This is a genomic window from Ruegeria sp. CH6, assembly GCF_056537005.1.
This window is the reverse complement of record NZ_JBQFQS010000011.1, coordinates 15,082-35,061: the sequence shown is the minus strand read 5'-3', so window position 1 is coordinate 35,061 and position 19,980 is coordinate 15,082. Positions and strand designations below refer to the sequence as shown.

Annotated in this window: 23 protein-coding genes; 10 read left to right on the top strand and 13 right to left on the bottom strand. The window is 55.7% G+C overall.

Features of this window, described 5'->3' with window-relative positions; all coding sequences use genetic code 11:
- Position 1: 1 nt before the first annotated feature.
- Positions 2-688, bottom strand: coding sequence for a response regulator transcription factor (locus tag ACR0CW_RS18005; protein ID WP_480788843.1), 687 nt, complete (start codon positions 686-688; stop codon positions 2-4).
- A gap of 149 nt (positions 689-837) precedes the next feature.
- Between ACR0CW_RS18005 and ACR0CW_RS18000 the strand changes: the two genes are divergently transcribed.
- Genes ACR0CW_RS18000 through ACR0CW_RS17990 form a run of 3 tightly spaced genes read left to right on the top strand, consistent with a single transcriptional unit; the run spans position 838 to position 3,217 of the window.
- Complete coding sequence (locus ACR0CW_RS18000) at positions 838-1,572, top strand: O-methyltransferase (RefSeq protein ID WP_480788842.1); 735 nt, start codon at positions 838-840, stop codon at positions 1,570-1,572.
- Entirely contained in the window at positions 1,569-2,687 is a 1,119-nt protein-coding gene (locus ACR0CW_RS17995) for a DUF3500 domain-containing protein (RefSeq protein WP_480788841.1), read from the top strand. Before ACR0CW_RS18000 ends, ACR0CW_RS17995 begins: the two co-directional genes overlap by 4 nt.
- Complete coding sequence (locus ACR0CW_RS17990) at positions 2,687-3,217, top strand: hypothetical protein (protein WP_480788840.1); 531 nt, start codon at positions 2,687-2,689, stop codon at positions 3,215-3,217. Before ACR0CW_RS17995 ends, ACR0CW_RS17990 begins: the two co-directional genes overlap by 1 nt.
- A 47-nt stretch (positions 3,218-3,264) precedes the next feature.
- Here ACR0CW_RS17990 and ACR0CW_RS17985 read toward each other — a convergent pair whose 3' ends face one another.
- The 3 genes from ACR0CW_RS17985 to ACR0CW_RS17975 form a co-directional block, all read right to left on the bottom strand.
- On the bottom strand, positions 3,265-5,118 hold the full coding sequence (locus ACR0CW_RS17985) for a hypothetical protein (protein WP_480788839.1): 1,854 nt from the start codon (positions 5,116-5,118) through the stop codon (positions 3,265-3,267).
- 151 nt (positions 5,119-5,269) lie between these two features.
- Entirely contained in the window at positions 5,270-5,806 is a 537-nt protein-coding gene (locus ACR0CW_RS17980) for a phage holin family protein (RefSeq protein WP_480788838.1), read from the bottom strand.
- Positions 5,807-5,816: 10 nt separating this feature from the next.
- Positions 5,817-6,092, bottom strand: a complete 276-nt coding sequence (locus tag ACR0CW_RS17975) for a hypothetical protein (RefSeq protein ID WP_480788837.1) — start codon at positions 6,090-6,092, stop codon at positions 5,817-5,819.
- Between the two features lie 114 nt (positions 6,093-6,206).
- Here ACR0CW_RS17975 and ACR0CW_RS17970 point away from each other — a divergent pair, with 114 nt between their 5' ends.
- A complete protein-coding gene (locus tag ACR0CW_RS17970; RefSeq protein WP_480788836.1) occupies positions 6,207-7,112 on the top strand; it encodes a hypothetical protein in 906 nt (301 codons plus the stop codon).
- A gap of 98 nt (positions 7,113-7,210) precedes the next feature.
- On the opposite strand, the gene dapD is transcribed toward ACR0CW_RS17970, so the two are convergent.
- The 3 genes from dapD to ACR0CW_RS17955 form a co-directional block, all read right to left on the bottom strand.
- Complete coding sequence (dapD, locus tag ACR0CW_RS17965) at positions 7,211-8,038, bottom strand: 2,3,4,5-tetrahydropyridine-2,6-dicarboxylate N-succinyltransferase (protein WP_170336928.1); 828 nt, start codon at positions 8,036-8,038, stop codon at positions 7,211-7,213.
- 119 nt (positions 8,039-8,157) lie between these two features.
- Positions 8,158-8,757, bottom strand: coding sequence for a GntR family transcriptional regulator (locus tag ACR0CW_RS17960; RefSeq protein WP_155145940.1), 600 nt, complete (start codon positions 8,755-8,757; stop codon positions 8,158-8,160).
- Between the two features lie 45 nt (positions 8,758-8,802).
- Positions 8,803-9,720 carry a threonine/serine dehydratase gene (locus ACR0CW_RS17955; RefSeq protein ID WP_480788835.1) on the bottom strand — a complete coding sequence of 306 codons (918 nt, stop codon included), beginning with the start codon at positions 9,718-9,720 and terminating at the stop codon, positions 8,803-8,805.
- A gap of 78 nt (positions 9,721-9,798) precedes the next feature.
- On the opposite strand from ACR0CW_RS17955, the gene ACR0CW_RS17950 reads away from it, so the two are divergent.
- Together ACR0CW_RS17950 and ACR0CW_RS17945 are read left to right on the top strand one after the other, a co-directional pair.
- A complete protein-coding gene (locus ACR0CW_RS17950) occupies positions 9,799-10,641 on the top strand; it encodes an LOG family protein (protein WP_155145944.1) in 843 nt (280 codons plus the stop codon).
- Between the two features lie 3 nt (positions 10,642-10,644).
- A complete protein-coding gene (locus ACR0CW_RS17945) occupies positions 10,645-11,748 on the top strand; it encodes a cystathionine gamma-lyase (protein WP_480788834.1) in 1,104 nt (367 codons plus the stop codon).
- Here ACR0CW_RS17945 and ACR0CW_RS17940 read toward each other — a convergent pair whose 3' ends face one another.
- Positions 11,749-12,132, bottom strand: a complete 384-nt coding sequence (locus tag ACR0CW_RS17940; RefSeq protein WP_155145948.1) for a hypothetical protein — start codon at positions 12,130-12,132, stop codon at positions 11,749-11,751. It abuts the gene before it with no gap.
- Between the two features lie 160 nt (positions 12,133-12,292).
- On the opposite strand from ACR0CW_RS17940, the gene ACR0CW_RS17935 reads away from it, so the two are divergent.
- From ACR0CW_RS17935 to ACR0CW_RS17925, 3 genes are all read left to right on the top strand, one after another.
- Positions 12,293-13,225: a DnaJ C-terminal domain-containing protein gene (locus ACR0CW_RS17935; RefSeq protein ID WP_480788833.1), complete on the top strand. Its 933-nt coding sequence runs from the start codon at positions 12,293-12,295 to the stop codon at positions 13,223-13,225.
- Positions 13,222-13,566, top strand: coding sequence for a hypothetical protein (locus ACR0CW_RS17930; RefSeq protein ID WP_155145952.1), 345 nt, complete (start codon positions 13,222-13,224; stop codon positions 13,564-13,566). The genes ACR0CW_RS17935 and ACR0CW_RS17930 overlap by 4 nt, the downstream gene beginning before the upstream one ends.
- An 84-nt stretch (positions 13,567-13,650) precedes the next feature.
- Positions 13,651-15,309: a U32 family peptidase gene (locus tag ACR0CW_RS17925; protein WP_480788832.1), complete on the top strand. Its 1,659-nt coding sequence runs from the start codon at positions 13,651-13,653 to the stop codon at positions 15,307-15,309.
- 5 nt (positions 15,310-15,314) lie between these two features.
- On the opposite strand, the gene ACR0CW_RS17920 is transcribed toward ACR0CW_RS17925, so the two are convergent.
- The 5 genes from ACR0CW_RS17920 to ACR0CW_RS17900 form a co-directional block, all read right to left on the bottom strand.
- Complete coding sequence (locus tag ACR0CW_RS17920; RefSeq protein ID WP_480788831.1) at positions 15,315-15,896, bottom strand: cytochrome P460 family protein; 582 nt, start codon at positions 15,894-15,896, stop codon at positions 15,315-15,317.
- A 274-nt stretch (positions 15,897-16,170) separates the two neighbouring features.
- Complete coding sequence (gene rlmN, locus ACR0CW_RS17915) at positions 16,171-17,358, bottom strand: dual-specificity RNA methyltransferase RlmN (protein WP_480788830.1); 1,188 nt, start codon at positions 17,356-17,358, stop codon at positions 16,171-16,173.
- A 78-nt stretch (positions 17,359-17,436) separates the two neighbouring features.
- On the bottom strand, positions 17,437-17,814 hold the full coding sequence (locus ACR0CW_RS17910; RefSeq protein ID WP_480788829.1) for a lysozyme inhibitor LprI family protein: 378 nt from the start codon (positions 17,812-17,814) through the stop codon (positions 17,437-17,439).
- Positions 17,815-17,923: 109 nt separating this feature from the next.
- Positions 17,924-18,091 (bottom strand): hypothetical protein, encoded by a 168-nt coding sequence (locus ACR0CW_RS17905; RefSeq protein ID WP_480743833.1) that lies wholly within the window; start codon positions 18,089-18,091, stop codon positions 17,924-17,926.
- A gap of 173 nt (positions 18,092-18,264) precedes the next feature.
- Complete coding sequence (locus ACR0CW_RS17900; protein WP_155145968.1) at positions 18,265-18,798, bottom strand: invasion associated locus B family protein; 534 nt, start codon at positions 18,796-18,798, stop codon at positions 18,265-18,267.
- A 180-nt stretch (positions 18,799-18,978) separates the two neighbouring features.
- Here ACR0CW_RS17900 and ACR0CW_RS17895 point away from each other — a divergent pair, with 180 nt between their 5' ends.
- Positions 18,979-19,977, top strand: a complete 999-nt coding sequence (locus ACR0CW_RS17895; RefSeq protein ID WP_480788828.1) for an asparaginase — start codon at positions 18,979-18,981, stop codon at positions 19,975-19,977.
- Positions 19,978-19,980 lie beyond the last annotated feature (3 nt).

The following is a 19,980-nucleotide window of genomic DNA, read 5'->3' as shown; positions in this document are numbered from 1 at the left end:
TTCAATCCTGAGACTTCGCAAACAGATAACCTGCCCCGCGAATGGTAATCAGCCTTTTGGGGTGCTTTGGATCGTCCTCTATGGCCGCGCGGATGCGTGAGACATGCACATCGATGGATCGATCGAAGGCATCAATATCCGTGCCCTGCAAATAATTCATGAGGTGATCCCGGCTCAGGACGCGTCCAGCGCGGGTCGCAAGAGCCGACAGCAACTGGAACTGATAGCTGGTCAGATCACATCGCTGCCCGTCGATCCGCGCCTCCATGGCATCGAGATCGATGCCCAGCCGCCCGAATGTCATAATCTGTGTCGGTTGATTGCGAGACCCACGACGGATGATCGATTTTAGCCGGGCAAGCAACTCGCGTGGTTCAAACGGTTTTGCTAGATAGTCATCGGCACCCAATTCAAGACCCAGGATGCGGTCCATCGGATCACCACGCGCTGTCAGCATGATGACCGGCAAGGCTGCCGATGCGGGAATGTTTCGGAACACGTCCAGCCCATCGATATCCGGTAAGCTGAGGTCAAGGATCAGTGCATCGAACTGACCATCGCGAAGAGCTTCAAGCCCTTCGACCCCACTTCCGATCACGGACACAGAGTAACCGAATCCCTGCAAGTACTCGCCGACCATTTCGGCAAGCCGGGCGTCATCATCGATCAGCAGAATGCGTTCCGCCATCGTAGCGGGCTCCTTTCCTCTTTGTTTTGGTGCGAACTGGCACATCTGAAAAGGCTGCTGCTGTCGACCTTTACATAACTTTACATTGCAGAAAGGCGGCAGAAAAACAGCAAGGCCATATGACGTTCGAAGTAAATCGGAGAACCGAAATGGCCCAGCGTGCCAAACTGAAAACCTCTACGCGGATATCACGCTCGAACGCGCAAATGACCTGCACACTGAATGACGCGCCGGTCTCAAAAACTCTTGAAACGTTGCATGGAAACGCCCGGAGTGACTGGTTGCCTATGCTGAAGTATGCCCCGCAAACGATCTGGGGCCTGCTGCGCGGCCAAAGCATGATGAAGGCGCTCACGCCCGAAATGCTGAAAGATGCCTACATCCCCGTGTCGCCCGAGCAGGGTCGCTATCTCTACAGTATGTCGGTGTCCACGAAGGCTCGGCACATCGTGGAATTTGGCAGCTCGTTCGGGATTGGCACGATCTATCTGGCTGCGGCCGCCAAGGATACCGGCGGCCATGTCATCACGACAGAGATTGAGCCCAACAAATGCGCAGCCACGCAGGAAAATCTGGATCAGGCAGGCCTTGGCAAGTATGCCACGATGCGCGAAGGCGATGCGTTGGAAACGTTGCAAGACGTCGATCCTGACGTGGATCTGGTATTCCTCGACGGCTGGAAAGACCTCTACAACGGTGTGCTGGACGTGTTGCTTCCCAAGCTCAAGAGCGGCGCGATTGTTATCGGCGACAATATCAACCTCGCTGAAGGCAAAGAGTATTTTGCCCGCGTTTCTGCGACGAATTCAGGCTTCATCACCACGGCGCTGAACCGGAACACATCAATCTCTGTCTTTGTCGACCAACAAGGAGAGCCTTCATGAAATGTATCCTGATTTTCACAGGCATCATCTGTATGGCTGCGGCTGTACTCCTCGGTGGTGTTGTCGGAGGCTTTTTCCTCAATCCCCGCCTGATCACGAGCGTAGCCTTCGGAGTGAATACGGCTCCGGTCGAGCTGCCCCTGCGCGTCAGTTTCAAGGACCGTGCTCCGGATGCCAAGACCTCGGCCATTGTCTCGGCTGCGGACGCCTTTCTTGGCTCGCTCGACACGACCCAACGGGATGCTGCCACATACTCGTTCTCCGACAATGAACAACGCTCGAAATGGTCGAACTTCCCCGAAGGTATGATTCCACGAGGCGGGCTGCGCATTGGTACACTGTCCGAGCAGCAATATGTTCTTATGGATACTCTGATCGCAGAATTCATGAGCGAAGACGGTGTTCGCAATATTGACTATCAGCTCGCCGCAGAGCGTACGTTTCCAACGGACGACCCCTTCGGCGAATACGGTGTCGATAAATTCTACGTCGCGTTTCTTGGCGAGCCCTCTGAAACGCAACCATGGATGTTCCAGTTCGGCGGCCATCATCTGGGAATCAACGTTACGGTTTATGGGGCTGACGTGACTTTCTCGCCCATGCTGACCGGTGGCCAACCACTTTACATCGACCATGAAGGCAAGAGGGTGTTCATCATTCAGGATGAAGTGGACGCGGCTCAGGCCGTGCTGGAGAGCCTGACCGACCTGCAAAAAACCGATGCCGTGCGTGGAGACGCGGCTATCAATTTGCTGCTCGGTCCCGGCGAGTATGGCACCGTTGTTGTACCAGAAGGTGTGAAAGGCAGTGACCTTTCCCCAAAGCAAAAGAACCTTCTCATCTCACTGATCCAAACGCGTCTCGGCTTCATCAATGACAACGACAACGCGGCCAAGATGAAGACCGTCTTGGCCGAATTAGACGACACATATTTCGGTTGGTGGGGACCACAGGACGCGCCCGGGTTCGCCTACTATCGGATCACCGCACCTTCGACGGTGATCGAATATGCTCCGCAGGACGCACTGGCTGAATCACCAGAGCAGGAGCACGCGCACAGCATGTTCCGGAACCCGTCGAACGATTATGGCGCAGCCTGGATCGGAGCAGAATGATGCGTATTCTTATGGCACTGCTCTTTCTGGCGGGCCCGCTTTCGGCACACCCGCACAGCAAAGTCGAACAGCAAGCCATGCTCTCTATCGATCTCGATCAAGCTGTCCTCAACATACGTATCGTGCCCTCGTATGATGAAGGCTCTGCAATATTCGCCCATATTGATCTGGACGGCGACGGAAAAGTCTCGGCCACCGAAGCCACACAGTTCGGAGAGGAGGTGCTTGCCGCAACAGAGCTTATCATCGACGAAACCACAGCCACATTCGACAACCGGTTGATTACGGTCCCCGATTTTCAGTTCGTTGCTGCAGGCGAAGGAGTTATTGAGGTAAAGGCTAATACCCGGTTTCGGAAACTCGACAACGCCAAGCACGTGATAGGCCTCTCGGTCAGTTATGAGGGTCTGTCACACGATTGGTTCATCCAGCCTTTCTTCTTTGGCAAATTGTCCCAAGTTTTCCCCAAGCAAGGCATAGAAAGGTCAGAGAACGGTTCGACGCTGACGATCAGATTGTCGGATAAATGATGTCAACCGGAAGAGAGGCAAGACACCGGTCTCGCAGCAGAAATATCCTATAGGCACAGATGCCGCCAAGGCGGAACAACACCGCGCGTCTTCTGACGGTCAAGCGAGCTTTCCGCTTTGACGCGGATTTTACTGAGGATGCTTTCAGCCCACTGGCGGCGTGATGCGTCGGTATAATTATCGAAACGCAATATCTGACGGATCGCATCATCATCCATCCCCATCAGGACCATATTGTAAACTGAGGTGCGCACTGAGGGGCTGTGTTTAACCGTGCCAAGGTGCCTTTCGCGTTGAGCCATATCATTCAGATAGGGCACCCCCTGAGGCCCCATCAGGCACAACCCGTGGAATACAGTTTGAAATCCGTCTTCGGGATCACCGTCCGCGATGCGTGCGTCGAGAAAATCAAACAGGATCGCGGCCTGGTCCGGCCCAATGATACCGCGCGACGCCATCAGGCCGCCGGCCATTTCGCGTCCCAAAGGGGTGGCGACCAATTGGTCGAGACGATCGGTGCGCGCAGCGATGTCTTCGGCGGGCTGATCTTCAGCCAGGCGCAGAATCTCAGCATATCGTTGTTTGGATTTTCCAGGCACCGGCCCTTCGCGTGCCGCGATCAACCGGTCCAGAATTGCATCGACCACGGGCATGAGCACTTCGGGTGGTGCATCGTCCAATACATGATACGCTGTCCTCTGCGGATCCCCCGGCGCTGACATCAGTGCCACAAACAAGGGCACATCCGATGGTTTGACGCCACCTCCGGTCAGCTTGCGCAGATAGCTGTTGGCAATCTTGATTCCTTTGGTGATTTCTATCGCGTCGCCTGATCCCAGGGCCGTCAGGGCGGCATCATAACGCGCAGTGGCCAATCTCTTGCGCATCTCAGCTTCTCGCTTTCGCAGAGCATCCCGCTGATCCCGGCTCAGATCAGCGTAAGCCTCGAAACTTGGTAAAACAATGTCACCGGGCAGAACAGCTTGATAGAGGGCTACGCGCGACAGGTCGGGAACGGGGCTGGCCAGTGAAACCATTTCTTTGGGTGGAGCCAGCGAAAGGCCCAAATCAAGCCCATTGCCATCCTCCGAAAAGAACACCATCGGCACGGACAATTTGTTACGAAATCCCGTTGTTGTCCGGTATGATAACCGCAGATTATCTCCGTTGCGCAGGAACAGTTCGGTACGTTTGTCATCCCGGACCTGGCCCGGAGCATCACCCGGCACATCATAGCCCTGGATCACTACGTCAATCTGTTCTGCCATGGGCCCTTCTGCAAAGCAGTAACCGTCCAGTTCAGCCTCGGCAATCGCGATGCGCAAGGTCGATGAGGCCTGATTTAGCGGCCACGGGCACAACCCGATCCCTGCCGGAACGAGCCCCCAGGTGGCAGAACCGGCAGGAGGTGTAGCGGGGTCGCCCTCTTTGATCCGCTCAAAACGGCCAAGCACCACCTGAATATCCGGTGATGACATCAGCAACTCGGCACAGGTTTGACCGCATCGGTCGGCGTTGGAAAACAGCCCAACAACCAACCCCTGAGCCTTTGCCCCGGACAAAGGCACATCCTCGGCGACCGCAAGTGGAAGAGCTTTGTCGACTTGTTGGTTGTGATAGATCGGAACTACATACATCACCCCAGCGACCAGCGCCGCGCTTAGCCCAAAGAGAACCAACCCGTGCGCCCGCCTGAACCCCGGTAAATGACGCAGCACTGTTCGGATGAGCAGGTAAATCCCCAGAATCCCGGTGGGAATCGGCACGTACATCAGGGCCACTGCCAAAGGTATGCCAACCATGCTGAGCATGAGCACGATCAAAAGGCCCTGCCCCGCTTCGGACAATACAATTGCAGACAGAACAACGCCAACGCCGAACAACGCCCACAACCACTTCATACAGACCACTCCAACAGCTTTTTTGGGTAAATCTGGATGGCAATCTGGGCCACAGTACGGCGAAGTTTTTATAAATCTCGTTTTGCAGCCATTGTTGATCAGCGCAGTCGGCTAAACGCTGGTATGGCTCGAGTCCACGAACCGACCAGATTCAAGCCTGCGATCCGTTTTCGCCTTTGTCCTTCTGGTTGTCAGAGTTAACCGAGCGGAACAGAGCGGCCAACAACGGACCTGCCAGTCCTCCCATCAGCGCGCCCAGAGGATCGCGGATGATCTGGCGAACGCCGTCGGCGATATCCGTTATTTCATCAAAGGCCTCTTCCAGATCGGCTTCTATGTCGGCAATCGCAATATCCCGTACCTCTACCAGAGGCTCCAGTTCCGACTCGGCGGTCATACGCATCGCGACCATGACCAGAATTCCCGCTATGACGAAATCGCCAGCGGCAAGGATAAGCCCCGCATTTGCATTCCCGACATGCTCGGCAATCACAAAGAATACGGCGACGTTAAGCATGATGATCCCGATCCCCGCAAGCAGCCCCGCAGCCGCAAGCATACCCGTCTGCATCCTGAGTACCGCAAAGCGTCTTCGGCTGATTGTCTTTTCGGCCCGAAACGCAATGTTGGCGTTGCGGCCAATACGGCGCGTGCTACGGCTGATTTCTTTGCGCAAAGAATAGCTCATGATGACCCTTTCACTTCGATGTACGTCCAAGGAGGAAACCGGCGGCGAATGCACCAACAATCGTCAGACGCGGGTATTGTTGTTGAAACCTATCCAGTTCTTCCGAAATCTCAGGCCAGAGTGTTTCGAGATCGCCCAGCTGCGACATTGGTTCATCACCGTTTGGAGGGTCATCATCGGGTGGCTCACCGGTCTCTGCGCCGGGCGAAGTCTTGGTTTTCCGGGTCTCAGCCAGTTTCGCCCTGAGGTCTTCAAGCTCTTCTAGAAGCTCAGCTTTTGTCGCCATATTTTGTCCGTCCGAAATTAGATAAAGGTGAATATCTGTCCTTTCGTAGCACATTTCCCGGAAACGGTCCTGACACGATTGCGAGCCTCTCAGCCCCGAGGTCTTTTGGTCTGAGTGCGTGGGAAACCACGATGCGCTAAGCAGATCATCGACCAAGGAATGGTCTCATTGGCGCAAATTGGCGTTTGCAGATTTACCAAATTCCACACGACGTTAATCAACTCAGGAGATCTCGCCAAGGGGCGGCGTGAACAGTTTTATAACGGTCGTCCTCTACTGCGTTATCCGTCAAGTCCCGTAGAAAACGCCAACTGGAGAAACAAATGGAAAGGGCCGAGCAGCTTGCAACGAATATACGACGCCGATCAGCTTCCTTTTGCGTTGAAAAGCACTGAGTTGGACTTTCTGACACTCTTGGAAGACGGATACAGGCCACCAATTGCATTCAAGAGTTGGGCGCATCTTGAAAACTGGTGCTCGACGCAGCCGGAGCTCGCGTCGGTCAAAGTTGGTCGAAGATTTGAGAACAGCACCAGATATCTAACCGGAAAAGTCCGTATCCCATCTAACAATGGCAGCTTGTTCTACTCTCAGCTTTGGGTTCGCGCATCTTATTCACTTTATCGGAAAGCTATGTTGGACGTCATCAAGTCGTCAGAGGATTTTGATCGCCCGCTACCCACGCACAATGTGGATCATATGGTTTCCAAATCCTGGCTGGAAAAATATTGGGGAAAAGATGCTGTGGTCAACGTGGTCTTTTCGGAGAAACGTATAAACCAAAGGGTTGGCTCACTTATTGAAACCAGACTACCGAGCCCTTCCTTCGGCACAACATCTGTGTCACTGAATGCCATAAGTCTCGCGAAACTGTTTTATGACAACGATCAAGATTCCAGCGACATCAACGAAATCCTGCAGGAAGCATTCTCCAGATTTCTGGTCTCTCCGGAAATAGATCAAATGTTGAATGACATTGGTCGCGAGTTGCTGCCCGGGTTTTGCAGGCAGCAAAAATGACCGCGACGACATCTGACGATTTGCTGTAGTTCTGAAATTGAGAAGGCCGCTCCGGTTATCGCAGCGGCCTATCTTAGATTACTTGGCTTGTACTTTGATCAGTCCCGCAGCAATTCGTTGATACCGGTCTTGGAACGGGTCTTTTCATCAACGCGCTTTACGATCACTGCGCAATACAGGCTGACGTTGTTCTTGGACGGCATCGAGCCCGCAACGACAACCGAATAGGGCGGCACTTCGCCATACATGACCTCACCGGTTTCACGATCGACGATCTTGGTGGACTTGCCGATAAAGACGCCCATGCCCAGAACGGAGCCCTCGCGGACGATGCAGCCTTCGACCACTTCCGAGCGTGCGCCGATAAAGCAGTTGTCTTCAATGATGGTCGGGCCAGCCTGCATCGGTTCCAGAACACCACCGATACCGACGCCACCCGACAGGTGTACGTTTTTACCGATCTGCGCGCAGGAGCCAACGGTGGCCCAGGTATCGACCATGGTGCCTTCGTCGACATAGGCGCCGAGGTTTACGAAAGACGGCATCAGAACGACGCCGGGGGCTACGTAGGCAGATTTGCGGACCACACAGTTCGGAACCGCGCGGAAGCCTGCGGCGCGCCACTGGTTTTCACCCCATCCGGCGAACTTGCTGTCCACCTTGTCCCACCAGCCGCCGTCTTGCGGACCACCGGTCTGGATTTCCATGTCCTTGATGCGGAAGCCCAGCAGAACCGCTTTCTTGGCCCACTGATTTACATGCCAGTCGCCGCTTTCCAGCTTTTCCGCCACGCGCAGCGAGCCGCTGTCCAGTGCGTTCAGCGTATCTTCGATGGCTTCGCGCTGCTCACCGGTGGTTGCGGGCGTGATGGTATCCCGTGCCTCCCAGGCGGCTTCGATTGCTGTTTCCAGTTGCGCGTTGGACATGGGGCTACTCCCTGCAGAATCTGTTCACGTTGGTTTGGCCTATATGAGAGCCGGAACCAAGGCGCAATGCGACGCAGATTGACCGCTTTGCGGCTGATCCTAAGAGCAAAAGGGGAAAATCAGCTTGCGCGACGGATATGGCGAACCAAAATCGCGGTCGCGGTGGCCGCATCGCGACGCTTCATCGCCTGCACGATGGCTGCATGATCCGCATCTGCACGCTGTGCCCATCGTTGGCGCCAGTGTGCAAACAGATGCCGGGCGCTGGCGATATGCAGATCATCAATCGTGTGCAAAAGACGCGGCCTGGCACAGGGGGTCAAAATGGCCCGGTGAAAAATCCGGTTCCTGGTTTCCCAGGTCGGCATATCCTGCGCTTCATCACACGCGACGCGGGCGTCGTCTGCCAGCTTAAGCGCTGACGGTGTCAAATTCTGAATCGAATGCTGCAGTGCCAGGGTTTCAAGCGCGACCCGCATCTCGATGACTTCGCGAACCTCTGCAGGATCCAAGGCCGTGACCCGCATCCCGCGCCGCGGTTCGCTGCGGGCCAGTCCTCGCGCCTCAAGCCGCAACAGGGCCTCGCGCACCGGGACATGGCTGGTCTCGAAAGCACGTGCAATATGGTCTTGCCGCAGCTTTTCTCCTGCTGGCAGGTCGCCGGTCACTATGCGTTGGCTCAGAGTATCAAAGATGGAATCGGCGATGGTCGCAGTCATGGGATTATAGATAAAATCCCACGACGCGACCCTCAAGGCGATAATTCAGGCACTTAACGGATCCGGGGCAATGTTGCCGCCACAGATCAGTACGGCGACCCGTTCGCCCGGTTCCGGCTGGTAAGCGCCGGATGTCAGCGCAGCCAGAGCGGTCGCTCCGGCAGGTTCGACAAGTATGCGATGCGCCTGCCACAACTTGTCCTGCGCATCAGCAATGGCCTCATCCGATACCAGTACAGACGTCATCCCCTGCGCCAGTTCAAAACAAATCTGACCAATCCGCCGAGCGCCCAAAGCGTTCGCCGCGATCCCTGAAACCGAGACATCAATGGGCTCGCCGGCTTGCAATGCCGAATGCAGGGCACAGGAGGTTTCCGGTTCAACGGCCACAATCTTACGCGCGCCCTGAAACCAAGCCAAAGCCCCCGCAATCAACCCGCCGCCACCGACAGCGACCAGCACTGTGTCCGCCTGAAGGCCTTGTGCCTCCCACTCGGCAAAACAGGTGCCCTGCCCTGCCACAGTCGCAGGTGCATCATAGGCATGAATCTGCATCGCCCCGCTTGCCTCTTCATGTGCGCGCGCCATGGTCAGGGCGTTGGCATATTCACCAGAAACAACGCTCAGGTCTGCACCGATCCTTTCGATCAATCCGATTTTTGAAGGCCCCGCCAGCTCGGGCACAAAAATCTTCGCAGGATGGCCAAGCGCCCGCGCGGCATAAGCTGCGGCAGCTCCATGGTTGCCGCCGGATGCGGCCACAACACCTGCTGCAGGCACATCAAGGCTCAACAATGTGTTGAACGCTCCGCGCGCCTTAAAGCTGCCGGTGTGCTGCATGTGCTCCAGCTTCATTTCAATCGGGTAATCCAGACCCAATGACTGACTTTGCATGACCGGCGTGATCTGCGCATAACCATTGATGCGATCAGCCGCCGCCAAAATTTCCGCTTTCCAATCCATTCTCGTCTTTCCGTGACTGGCACTCTGCCCGCGAACCCTATAGCTGTTTTAAAAACACGCAAGCAGGGATCCCCAGCAATGAGAGAAGACCGCCTCAGCCCCTTCCGCGACGCTCAGACCGACCGCTCGACCGCAAGCGAAGTGCCGGACACGCCGCAAACCCGCTCGTCTGCCTATCGCCTTGCCTTTGCTGACGATGATTTTCTGTGCCGGGACGAGTTGCGCCCGGTACGCCTGCAGCTGGAATTGCTGAAACCCGAAATGATCATGAGCGAGCGCGAGATCACCTCGACTATCGTCATGTTTGGTGGTGCCCGCATTCCCGAGCCTTCTCAAAAGCACACCGCTCGCACTGAAACGCTGGCAGGCCTTTCCACGTATTATGACGAAGCGCGCGAATTCGCCCGGCTGATGACCGAAAAATCCAATGAAAGCGGATGCCGTGAGAACGTGATTGTCACCGGCGGTGGCCCTGGCGTTATGGAGGCAGGCAACCGTGGTGCACAGGATGCCGGTGGCTGTTCGATCGGGTTGAATATCGTTCTGCCGCATGAACAGGCGCCGAATGAATATGTCACCCCGGAACTAAGCTTCAACTTCCACTATTTCGCGATCCGCAAGATGCATTTCCTGATGCGCGCGCGCGCCATCACCATCTTCCCCGGTGGCTTCGGCACTATGGATGAGCTTTTTGAATCCCTGACCCTGATCCAAACCGGTCGCATGGAGCGCGTACCGTTCCTGCTGTTCGGGCGCGAATTCTGGGAAAAGGTAATCAACTGGGAAGCGCTGGCAGACGCAGGCACGATCTCGGACGAAGATCTCGACTTGTTCCGTTTTGTCGATACCGCACAAGAGGCGGTAGACATAATCGAAAACTGGGAGCCCGCCCCACCACGCGATGTCATTCCGGGACGTTAAACCATGAAGACACCCAAAACCGGCGAGATGCTCCACCTGCGCGGCAATGCACTGGACAAAGGTGAACCTGTTGCCCTGCCGCTAACGCAAAGCAGTATGTTTCACCTACCCGGAGCGCCAGATGGACATGCGACTTATGGGCGAGTTGATAACCCGACATGGGTGCATCTGGAACACGTACTGTCCCATCTGGAAGACGCACCCTGCCTGACTTTCCCGTCCGGAATGGGTGCAATTTCGGCGGCGCTGTTTGCCACCGTCACAGCCGGTTCACGCATTCTGATCCCCTCAGACGGGTATTATGTAACCCGATTGCTGGCGGATCGGTTTTTGTCTCGGTTGGGTGTTTCGGTCGAGGAACGCGCAACAACCGAATTCAGCACCGGCGGTTTCGAAGGGTTTGATGTGGTCTTTGTCGAAAGCCCCTCAAACCCAGGTCTCGATATGATTGATCTTGCAACAGTTGCAGCTGAGGTTCGCGCTGCCGGTGGGATCACCATCGCCGACAACACGACCATGACCCCGCTGGGCCAGCGCCCGCTGGATCTGGGTATCGATGTCGTGGTCGCCTCGGACACCAAAGCCATGGGCGGGCATTCCGATCTGTTAATGGGGCACGTGGCCAGTCGAAACACCCAGATCATGAAACGGATCGAAGAATGGCGACGCGTTTCCGGTGCGATCCCGGGTCCGCACGAGGCTTGGTTGTTGCACCGCGGACTGGAAACGCTGGATGTACGGTTCGATCGCATGTGTTCTTCGGCTCAGGTGCTGGCTGAACGGCTTGCCGCACATGCCGAAGTAAAACAAATCCGCTACCCGGGACTGCAGGATGATCCCTCACACGCGCTTGCGAAATCGCAAACCTCACGCTTTGGATTTCTGCTGAGCCTGACACTCGAAAACGAAGCAAAGGCCGAGCAGTTCATCAATTCCTGTACACTGCTTCGCCCCGCCACATCCTTTGGCGGTGTTCACAGCTCAGCGGAACGTCGCGCGCGTTGGGGCGATGAAGTTGACCCCGCCTTCGTCCGTTTGTCGGTTGGCTGCGAACCGGTTGAGGAACTGTGGCAGGCCATGAAGACCAGCCTTGATACTTTGGCCTAGTTACTTTTTCGGCTCACGCAGTTCTTTGAAAACGTAGATCGGCAGCACCACGCTGGCGATCAACGCCCCCAGCCAGACTAGCAATGTGGCGGCCAGCAGGTTCGAGATGCCACCAACCGTCAGACCGGCGGTAATCCAATCCGTCACAAGCAGACCCACGAACGTCACGATCAGGGCAATACCACCTTTGATCGCTGGTGCTTTCTTCTCTCCCAGTTTCAGGATCAGCGGCTCTGCAATGACCTGAACAACGGTAAAGACAAGCACTACCACGATGAACGACAGGGGCCGGATCGAAAAACCGGACAGCAACAGCATCGCCAGCAACAGGCCAACAGCATTCCCGGCCAACAGGGCCAGAGCGGACTTAATTCTGCGCGACATCCTTGGATCTCCGTCAGTTATCATCTCGAAACATGCAGATGTTAGCAGGATTGCGAAATTTTACGAGGTAATTCAATCGCCTCTTCATTTTGACCTGTTGAAATCGCATGATAGAACACATTCATCTAGATCAGACCTGCCCCCGACCCGCGAGAGTGAGATGAGCGACGATCCATATTCGGTGCTTGGTGTATCCAAAAACGCCAGCGACGCCGAAATCAAGAAAGCCTATCGGCGCATTGCAAAAGAGTGCCATCCCGACCTCAAACCCGGTGACGCCGAGGCCGAGGCAAAATTCAAAGCGGCAGCGGCCGCCTATGATTTGCTCAAGGACCCTGAAACCCGCGCCCGCTACGACAATGGCGAGATCGACGCCTCAGGTCAGGAGCGCCCGCAGCAACACTACTATCGCGAATACTCCGAGGCGGCGGGCAACCCCTATCGCTCGGGCGCGACTTATGGCGATCCGGACGACATGTCCGACATATTTGCCGAGTTTATGCGTAACCGAGGCCAAGGCGGTTTCGGCCAGCAGCGCACGCATGAATTTCATGCCCCGGGCCACAATCTCAATTATTCCCTCCAGATCAGTTTTCTGGACGCGGTTTTCGGCGCCAGCCAAAAGCTGACATTGCCAGATGGTGATCGGATCGAGGTGAAAATCCCTGCCGGGATCACCGATGGCCAGACCATTCGCCTGCGCGGCAAGGGCGCACCGGGATATGGTGAAGGGCCACCCGGTGATGCATTGGTCACAATCTCGGTCGCCGATCATCCGGTTTTTGAACGCAAAGGCGACGACATTCACATTTCCCTGCCTATCACGATTGATGAGGCTGTTCTGGGTGGCAAAGTTCCTGCACCCACAATTGACGGTGGCGTGAATGTTAGTGTTCCTGCCGGTACCAGCAGCGGCAAGACCCTTCGCCTGCGCGGCAAGGGTGTCAAAAAACGGGGATCGTCCGACCGTGGGGATCAACTGATTGAGCTTACAATCGCGATGCCGGGCAAAATCGACGATGAATTGAAGCAATTCATGGAGACATGGCGCGAAACCCACAGCTATGATCCGCGCAAAGGAATGCCGTCATGACCCGCTACCTGACAGAAGACGAGCTTATCACGACGATTACCCGCCTGACCTCGGATCGGCTGTCTGAATATCTTGCTGCCGAGATCGTGATCCCGCAGCAGTCCGAACAGGGCTTGGTCTATCAGACCTTGGATGTTGCCCGGCTGGAACTGGCCTGCGAGTTGCACGAGCAATACGACATGGAGGCGGATGCCCTGTCGATGATGATCTCTCTGATTGATCAGATGCACTGCCTGCGGGCAGAACTGCGAGAGGTGTTGAACGCGGTCGAGGCCCAGCCTGAACCAGTTCGTGAAACGCTGATCAAGGTGATCGGAACAGCGCGGTTCAGTCGCAGCTAAGCTGCGGATGCATGGCGGGTTTGCTCTTCTGGACTCGATGAAACTGCCTTAGAAGGCCCCATCGATCCAGAGCCCGGTGCATCCATGACCCAATCCAGATCCGAATTGCTGATGCCTGCGGGCAATCTGCGCAAATTGAAACTCGCCATTCTTTATGGGGCGGACGCGGTTTATCTCGGCACACCTGACATGTCGCTGCGCACGAAATCCGAGTTCTCGCTGGAAGAGGTGATCGAAGGGGTCGAGTTCTGCCATCAGCACGGTCGTCGCGCCTATCTGACGCTGAACCTGTTTTCGCACAACAAGGACATCCCGAAGCTGGATGAGTACATTGACACCGTGCGCAAGGTGAAACCCGACGGGCTGATCATCGCCGACCCCGGCGTGTTCCAATATGTGCGTGAGCGCGCGCCAGAACTGCCACTGCATATCTCGACCCAAGCCAACATCTGTTCCTGGCTGTCGGTGAAGTTCTGGCAGGATCAGGGGGCCGAGCTTGTGGTTCTGGCACGCGAAGTGTCCTACCCCGAACTGGTCGAAATTCGAGAGAAATGCCCTGACATCAAATTAGAGGCATTCGTCCACGGTGCCATGTGCATGACCTATTCGGGCCGTTGCCTGCTGTCGAATTTCATGGCCGAGCGCGGCGCGAACCAAGGCAACTGTGCCAATTCCTGCCGCTGGAACTATGGCCTGAAGTTACGCCTCAAGGACGGCACGCATCAGGAGCTCCGCATCACCGAAGAAAACGCCGACCTGTTCGAGTTCCTGCTGGAAGAAGGCTGCCGCCCCGGTGATCTGATGCCCATCGAAGAGGATGATCGCGGCTCGTACATACTTAACTCACGCGATCTGTGCATCATGCCCAAACTGGATGAGTATCTGAAGATCGGGGTCGACAGCCTAAAGGTCGAAGGGCGCGGAAAATCGGAATACTACGCTGCCATCGTTGCACGTGCCTATCGTATGGCCATTGATGACTATAATGCGGACCCCGATAACTGGGATCCAAAACCCTATATGCGTGAGCTCGAAACCGTCGGGAACCGCGGCTATACACTGGCTTTCCATGAGGGCCGTCTGACCAACTATGCGCACGATTACGAACACACGGCATCTATCGCGCAGTGGGAGTATGCCGGGATCGTCACTGAGGTCACCGAGGATGCATTTCTGGTCGAGGTAAAGAACAAGCTGGAACCGGGTGACGTTCTGGATTTCGTCTCGCCGATCTCGCGCGAAACGGTTCTGCTGCGGGTCTACGATTTCGAACGCGCATCCGACGGCGCACGTCTGGATGTTGTGCATGGCAGCACGAAAACCGTAATCCGCATGCCTTTCACCCTTTTCGATCATGAAAATATCGATGACTTGCGCGCCCGTTTCCCGACCTATTCCGTTCTGCGCAAGGAACGTGCCCTGACCGATGAACATTGGAGCCGAATACGGTTCGATAAACTGGTGCAGGGGCTGGAGACATCAGGTCGCGACAATCCCAAAGCCTATACCCGCCGCCGCGACGAACTGGTTGAAAAAATCGGTGAGGACGTTAACGAACGCCGGTTCAAGACCAACCGGATCGGCACCGAGGGTTGCTGCGGCAAAGGCTGTAATGGCTGCCTGATCTTCTGGCAGGACGAAAAATACGCCTTGGCCCGCGAAGTGTTGTCCAAGCGTAAACAAGGTGAGCAACTCAGCCGCAGCGAAGCGACAGCGTTGAAGCTCCCGGACAATGTGAACTAAGGCGGTCAGTTACCGACGCGATACTCTTCGGGCACAAAAAACGTGTAGTCGCGGTCGGCAACGGCCTCATGGCACTCGTGACAATAGGCAACAGCGGCGGAGCGGTCTCCCATCGTGTCGCCAAACAGTGACCCGTCCGGCATCACCATGATATAGCGCCAGTCGGCGGTTGCAGGGCTGGCCCCTTTGGGCAGCTTCTCCATCACGAACAGCGCGCCTGGGTGGACGTTGCCCTCATCGGTCACGGTCATGCTGTCTTTTGCAAGAACGGAACCCATCGGCAGTTCTTCACCTTCCTGCAGCGTACCGTAATTATGGGCCATGCGATTGGCATAGCTGTTCACATATCGCTGCCCATGAGTGGCCGAGATATATGGGGCATCATTGAACAACGGCCAGTTCTGGTAGTTGAGAAGGATGTCCAGCTGTGCAGCGGCATAGCCGCGCTCCATCCGCTTGGTCAGCGATCGATAATACGCTTCCGCGTCCTCTTTGCTCAAATCTGCGGGGTTTTCGATGGCAAGATGTGCATCCTCATCATTCGCTATTGCGGCACCGGTCATTAAGACCGCGAAACAAAGCAACATCGCCGCGTTTCTTAGAACTTTCTTATTGATTACAATCATTTTTTGGCCTACCTGTATGAACAGTTCGCCTTAATGCCGCCTGCCAGCTCTTGTACAAATGATAGCGGCCCTAAAATAACTTGCCATGACCACCCCAGTCACCTCACCACCTTGTGCGCAAAGGTGAAAGCGAACCATCCTTGGTCAGAACGGGTTAAATATACCAGAATTTGAATGCAAAATCAGGTTCTGAAATATTAAAATTAGCTTCGCTACCACTGGCTGAACGAGTGCTTTAGCTATTCAACCCGGCCTCGGCTTCTATCTGCTTGCGCGACTTTCGGGCGCGTTCAGTGGCCGATTTCAACTGACCGCAGGCTGCCATGATATCTTCGCCACGCGTCTTGCGAATGGGTGAGGCATATCCTGCTTGATAGATGATGTTGGCGAAGGCCCGAATACGGTTGTTCGAGCTACGCTTATACGGCGCACCAGGCCATTCGTTGAACGGGATCAGGTTGATTTTGGCCGGGATGTTATGGCGCTTGATGTGATCGATAAGGCGATGTGCATCCTCGTCACTGTCATTCACACCATCCAGCATGACGTATTCAAAGGTAATCCGTTCCGAATTAGATGCGTTCGGATAGCTGGACAGCGCTGCTAACAGTTCCTCGATGTTCCAGCGCTTGTTGATCGGCACCAGCACATCGCGCGTTTCATCCGTGGTCGCGTGGAAAGAGATCGCAAGCAGACACCCGATTTCTTCGGCAGTCCGTGCGATTTCAGGCACCACGCCCGAAGTCGACAGGGTGATACGACGGCGTGACAGGGAAATCCCTTCGGGATCCATGGCAATCTTCATCGCATCGCGGACGTTGTCGAAGTTATAGAGCGGCTCGCCCATGCCCATCAGGACAATGTTCGATAACAGGCGCGTTTCGTCTTTGGGCGCGCCGGGGGTCGGCCATTCCTCAAGATCGTCGCGGGCCATCATCACCTGACCAACGATTTCAGCAGCCGTCAGATTGCGCACCAGCTTCTGGGTACCTGTGTGACAGAAGGAACAGGTCAGTGTGCAGCCTACCTGAGACGAGATACACAAAGTCCCGCGGTCTTCTTCGGGGATGTACACCACCTCGACCTCATGGCCGCCTGCAATCCGGCAAAGATATTTGCGAGTGCCGTCCTCGGATACCTGACGCGTCACAACCTCGGGAATTTCGATGACGAAATGCTCAGCCAACTGCGCACGATAGGCTTTGGCCAGATTGGTCATGTCGGCGAAGTCGCGCACACCCCACTGATAGATCCACTGCCAGATCTGACCAGTACGCATCTTGGCCTGCTTTTCCGGTGTGCCATGTTCGATAAGGGTCTCGCGCAATTGATCACGCGTCAGCCCGACGAGGTTGATCTTTCCCTCCGGCAATTTGCGAGGGATTGTCATGACATCTTGAGTGATCGGCGCGTTGACAGACATGGCGAGACCTGAAGGATTCTGGCTTGGGATGCGCCTCTATATAGGAATGTACGCCAAGATCAAAAGAAATCGTGCAAATCAATTTGCAAAGCGCAGCAACTCATCCACACGCGCCCGGCCCAGGTCGACACGACACGAGGTTATGGCGATCCCGGTACCAGAGCCGCCTCCGTACGATGCACCCACCGCATCACACTGCGCATCCCGAAAGGTCACCCACGCACTTTGCGATGCTTCCAGCGCGGGCACAGCCTCGACCCGCCCAGTTACATCATCCAACTCTTTTGCGGCTTCGACAGCGAAGGAGTAGCTGGTTTCGATCGCTACATTCACTCGTTCTTCCATCTTAGCGACACAGGACCCGATCTCGACCTGAGAACTTGAATCGGAACACTCCAATGCCGGATCTGCCATCACGGTGAATGGAATGAATAGAAACGCCACTAACCAACGCATGAACTCACCTCCGGAACGCAAAGGAACAAACACCGCCAACTTAACACGGTAACAAAGGTAGGCCCAAATGGTTTGGTCGCGGTGGCTTAACCCAACCGCGACCAGGTCATCAGTTGACTGCAGGAGGAATGTAACAGTCCGCGGCATCCAGCTTTTTAACCGGGTCTTCCGGTCCACATTGTTCGCCAGACACCGGATAAGTGTCACTGGTGTTTTCGCACGCGCTTAGAACTGCGGCGGAGATCATCAGTAATGCGACAAGAGATTTGTGTATCATGAGGTTGGCTCCTAACTACACCTGAACTGATTAGTTCAAATACAGCAGAAGAAAGCCTTGATACGGATCAAGTTGATGACTGGACGTTGCGTAAACAGGATTGCTTTTCTTTTTGTCGCAGAAAACAAAAAACCCCGCCGGCAGGCGGGGTCACATCAAGAACTGATAGCTGATTAATTTGTGCAGCGCTTCTCGGCATCTTCGATCGCTGCGGTAAAGCCCAGCAACGAGAATGTGTCTTTCGTCTGCGTCCCACGTTCGGATCGCGCGGTCAGAACCGCCTCGCTGCCCCGCTTCATTGCAGTCACGATCTTGGCGTCGTCGGCTGCCGTTGCAGGCCACGCCCATTCGCCTTCGGTGAACAACTCGAACTCATTGCCGTCAACCGCAAGGTTTACCGTCGAGCCTGAAGCAAACGGGTAACCTCCGGTAAAGGTGATCTGACCTTTGACCTCAGCATTCGGGCGATAAAAGACGAACAGCAGGATATCGCTGCGACGCACCGAAACAACTCGGCCACCGCGCGTGTTCACAGTTTCCTTCGGCGCAGATACGCTCCAGCATTCGGTGGGATCATCTTCGACAAAGACGCTCCAGTCGGTCTTTGCCGCAACCCGGTTAGTGCTTGTCGCCTGTTGAGCGATTGCAGAAGTGGCCATCCCTGCCACGCACAGGCCCGCGATCACGCGGACGAGCTTTGATCCCATTTGTCCAGCCTCCTAGCTCGACCCATACCTCATAGTCATCAAGGATGCTCGCGAACCCTGCCTGGTTCGTCTATGAACATTGCGCATCCCGATGATTGCCGACATACACACACTAACGCAGGTTTCGCCACAGGCGAAAGGGCGATTGGCAGAATTTTGCGCATAAAATCGGAGGTCCAGATGACGCAGCCCATACCAATGACCGAACTGTGGCGTGGACCTCTGCTCGAGAGCCTGCATCTTGGGCATGCAGTGATCTGTGATGACACTGGCCAGATCGTCCAAAGTTGGGGTGATCCTCAGGCCGTCATTTACCCCCGCTCTTCTGCAAAGATGATACAGGCTTTGCCACTGATCACCTCAGGTGCCGCAGCCAAGTTCGGTTTGACTTCCGAACATCTGGCGCTTGCCTGTGCCTCTCATAGCGGCGCGCACATTCATACTGATCGGGTTACCGCTTGGCTGGATCACCTCGGTCTGTCCGAGCCTGATCTGCGCTGCGGCCCACAAGAACCGCAGGATATGGCCGCTCGCGACGGTTTGATTCTGGCGGATGACACACCTTGCCAAATCCACAACAATTGCTCGGGCAAGCACTGCGGGTTTCTGACGGTCGCACAACACATGGGTGCAGGACCGGAATATCTGGAAATCGATCATCCGGTTCAGCAGGCCTGCCTGTCCGCTATTGAAGAAACTACAGGTGAAACCAGCCCTTGCTACGGAATTGATGGCTGCTCTGCCCCAAACTTTGCGACATCGCTTGTTGGGCTGGCACGTTCCATGGCCTGGTTCGCCTCAGCTGCTGATCGCTCGGATCGGGCCAGTGACGCGGCCCAACAACTGACCGCAGCCATGATGAAGCATCCAGAGTTGGTCGCGGGTGAAACCCGCGCATGCACCGAACTGATGCGGGCCATGGACGGTCGGGTGGCAATTAAGACCGGAGCCGAGGCCGTCTTTGTGGCCATCATCCCAGAAAAACGAATGGGCATAGCACTCAAGGTCACCGACGGGACCACGCGCGCCAGCGAATGCGCCATTGCCGCCCTATTGGTAAGCCTCGGCGTGCTGGAGGCCGATCACCCGGCCACCCGCAAGTTCCTGAATGCTACGCAATACAGCCGTCGGGGACTGGAATGCGGTGTGATCCGACCGGCGCCGGGCTTTCCCGGTTAAGGG

Coding starts and splice junctions, on each gene's coding strand:
- ACR0CW_RS17985 (WP_480788839.1), bottom strand. CDS start 5,118: ATGAAGTGGTTGTGGGCGTTGTTCGGCGTTGGCGTTGTTCTGTCTGCA.
- ACR0CW_RS17990 (WP_480788840.1), top strand. CDS start 2,687: ATGCGTATTCTTATGGCACTGCTCTTTCTGGCGGGCCCGCTTTCGGCA.
- ACR0CW_RS17905 (WP_480743833.1), bottom strand. CDS start 18,091: ATGATACACAAATCTCTTGTCGCATTACTGATGATCTCCGCCGCAGTT.
- ACR0CW_RS17895 (WP_480788828.1), top strand. CDS start 18,979: ATGACGCAGCCCATACCAATGACCGAACTGTGGCGTGGACCTCTGCTC.
- ACR0CW_RS17975 (WP_480788837.1), bottom strand. CDS start 6,092: ATGGCGACAAAAGCTGAGCTTCTAGAAGAGCTTGAAGACCTCAGGGCG.
- ACR0CW_RS17950 (WP_155145944.1), top strand. CDS start 9,799: ATGAGAGAAGACCGCCTCAGCCCCTTCCGCGACGCTCAGACCGACCGC.
- ACR0CW_RS17910 (WP_480788829.1), bottom strand. CDS start 17,814: ATGCGTTGGTTAGTGGCGTTTCTATTCATTCCATTCACCGTGATGGCA.
- ACR0CW_RS17955 (WP_480788835.1), bottom strand. CDS start 9,720: ATGGATTGGAAAGCGGAAATTTTGGCGGCGGCTGATCGCATCAATGGT.
- ACR0CW_RS17900 (WP_155145968.1), bottom strand. CDS start 18,798: ATGGGATCAAAGCTCGTCCGCGTGATCGCGGGCCTGTGCGTGGCAGGG.
- rlmN (WP_480788830.1), bottom strand. CDS start 17,358: ATGTCTGTCAACGCGCCGATCACTCAAGATGTCATGACAATCCCTCGC.
- ACR0CW_RS18000 (WP_480788842.1), top strand. CDS start 838: ATGGCCCAGCGTGCCAAACTGAAAACCTCTACGCGGATATCACGCTCG.
- ACR0CW_RS17945 (WP_480788834.1), top strand. CDS start 10,645: ATGAAGACACCCAAAACCGGCGAGATGCTCCACCTGCGCGGCAATGCA.
- dapD (WP_170336928.1), bottom strand. CDS start 8,038: ATGTCCAACGCGCAACTGGAAACAGCAATCGAAGCCGCCTGGGAGGCA.
- ACR0CW_RS17920 (WP_480788831.1), bottom strand. CDS start 15,896: ATGTTGCTTTGTTTCGCGGTCTTAATGACCGGTGCCGCAATAGCGAAT.
- ACR0CW_RS17960 (WP_155145940.1), bottom strand. CDS start 8,757: ATGACTGCGACCATCGCCGATTCCATCTTTGATACTCTGAGCCAACGC.
- ACR0CW_RS17925 (WP_480788832.1), top strand. CDS start 13,651: ATGACCCAATCCAGATCCGAATTGCTGATGCCTGCGGGCAATCTGCGC.
- ACR0CW_RS17940 (WP_155145948.1), bottom strand. CDS start 12,132: ATGTCGCGCAGAATTAAGTCCGCTCTGGCCCTGTTGGCCGGGAATGCT.
- ACR0CW_RS17980 (WP_480788838.1), bottom strand. CDS start 5,806: ATGAGCTATTCTTTGCGCAAAGAAATCAGCCGTAGCACGCGCCGTATT.
- ACR0CW_RS18005 (WP_480788843.1), bottom strand. CDS start 688: ATGGCGGAACGCATTCTGCTGATCGATGATGACGCCCGGCTTGCCGAA.
- ACR0CW_RS17995 (WP_480788841.1), top strand. CDS start 1,569: ATGAAATGTATCCTGATTTTCACAGGCATCATCTGTATGGCTGCGGCT.
- ACR0CW_RS17930 (WP_155145952.1), top strand. CDS start 13,222: ATGACCCGCTACCTGACAGAAGACGAGCTTATCACGACGATTACCCGC.
- ACR0CW_RS17935 (WP_480788833.1), top strand. CDS start 12,293: ATGAGCGACGATCCATATTCGGTGCTTGGTGTATCCAAAAACGCCAGC.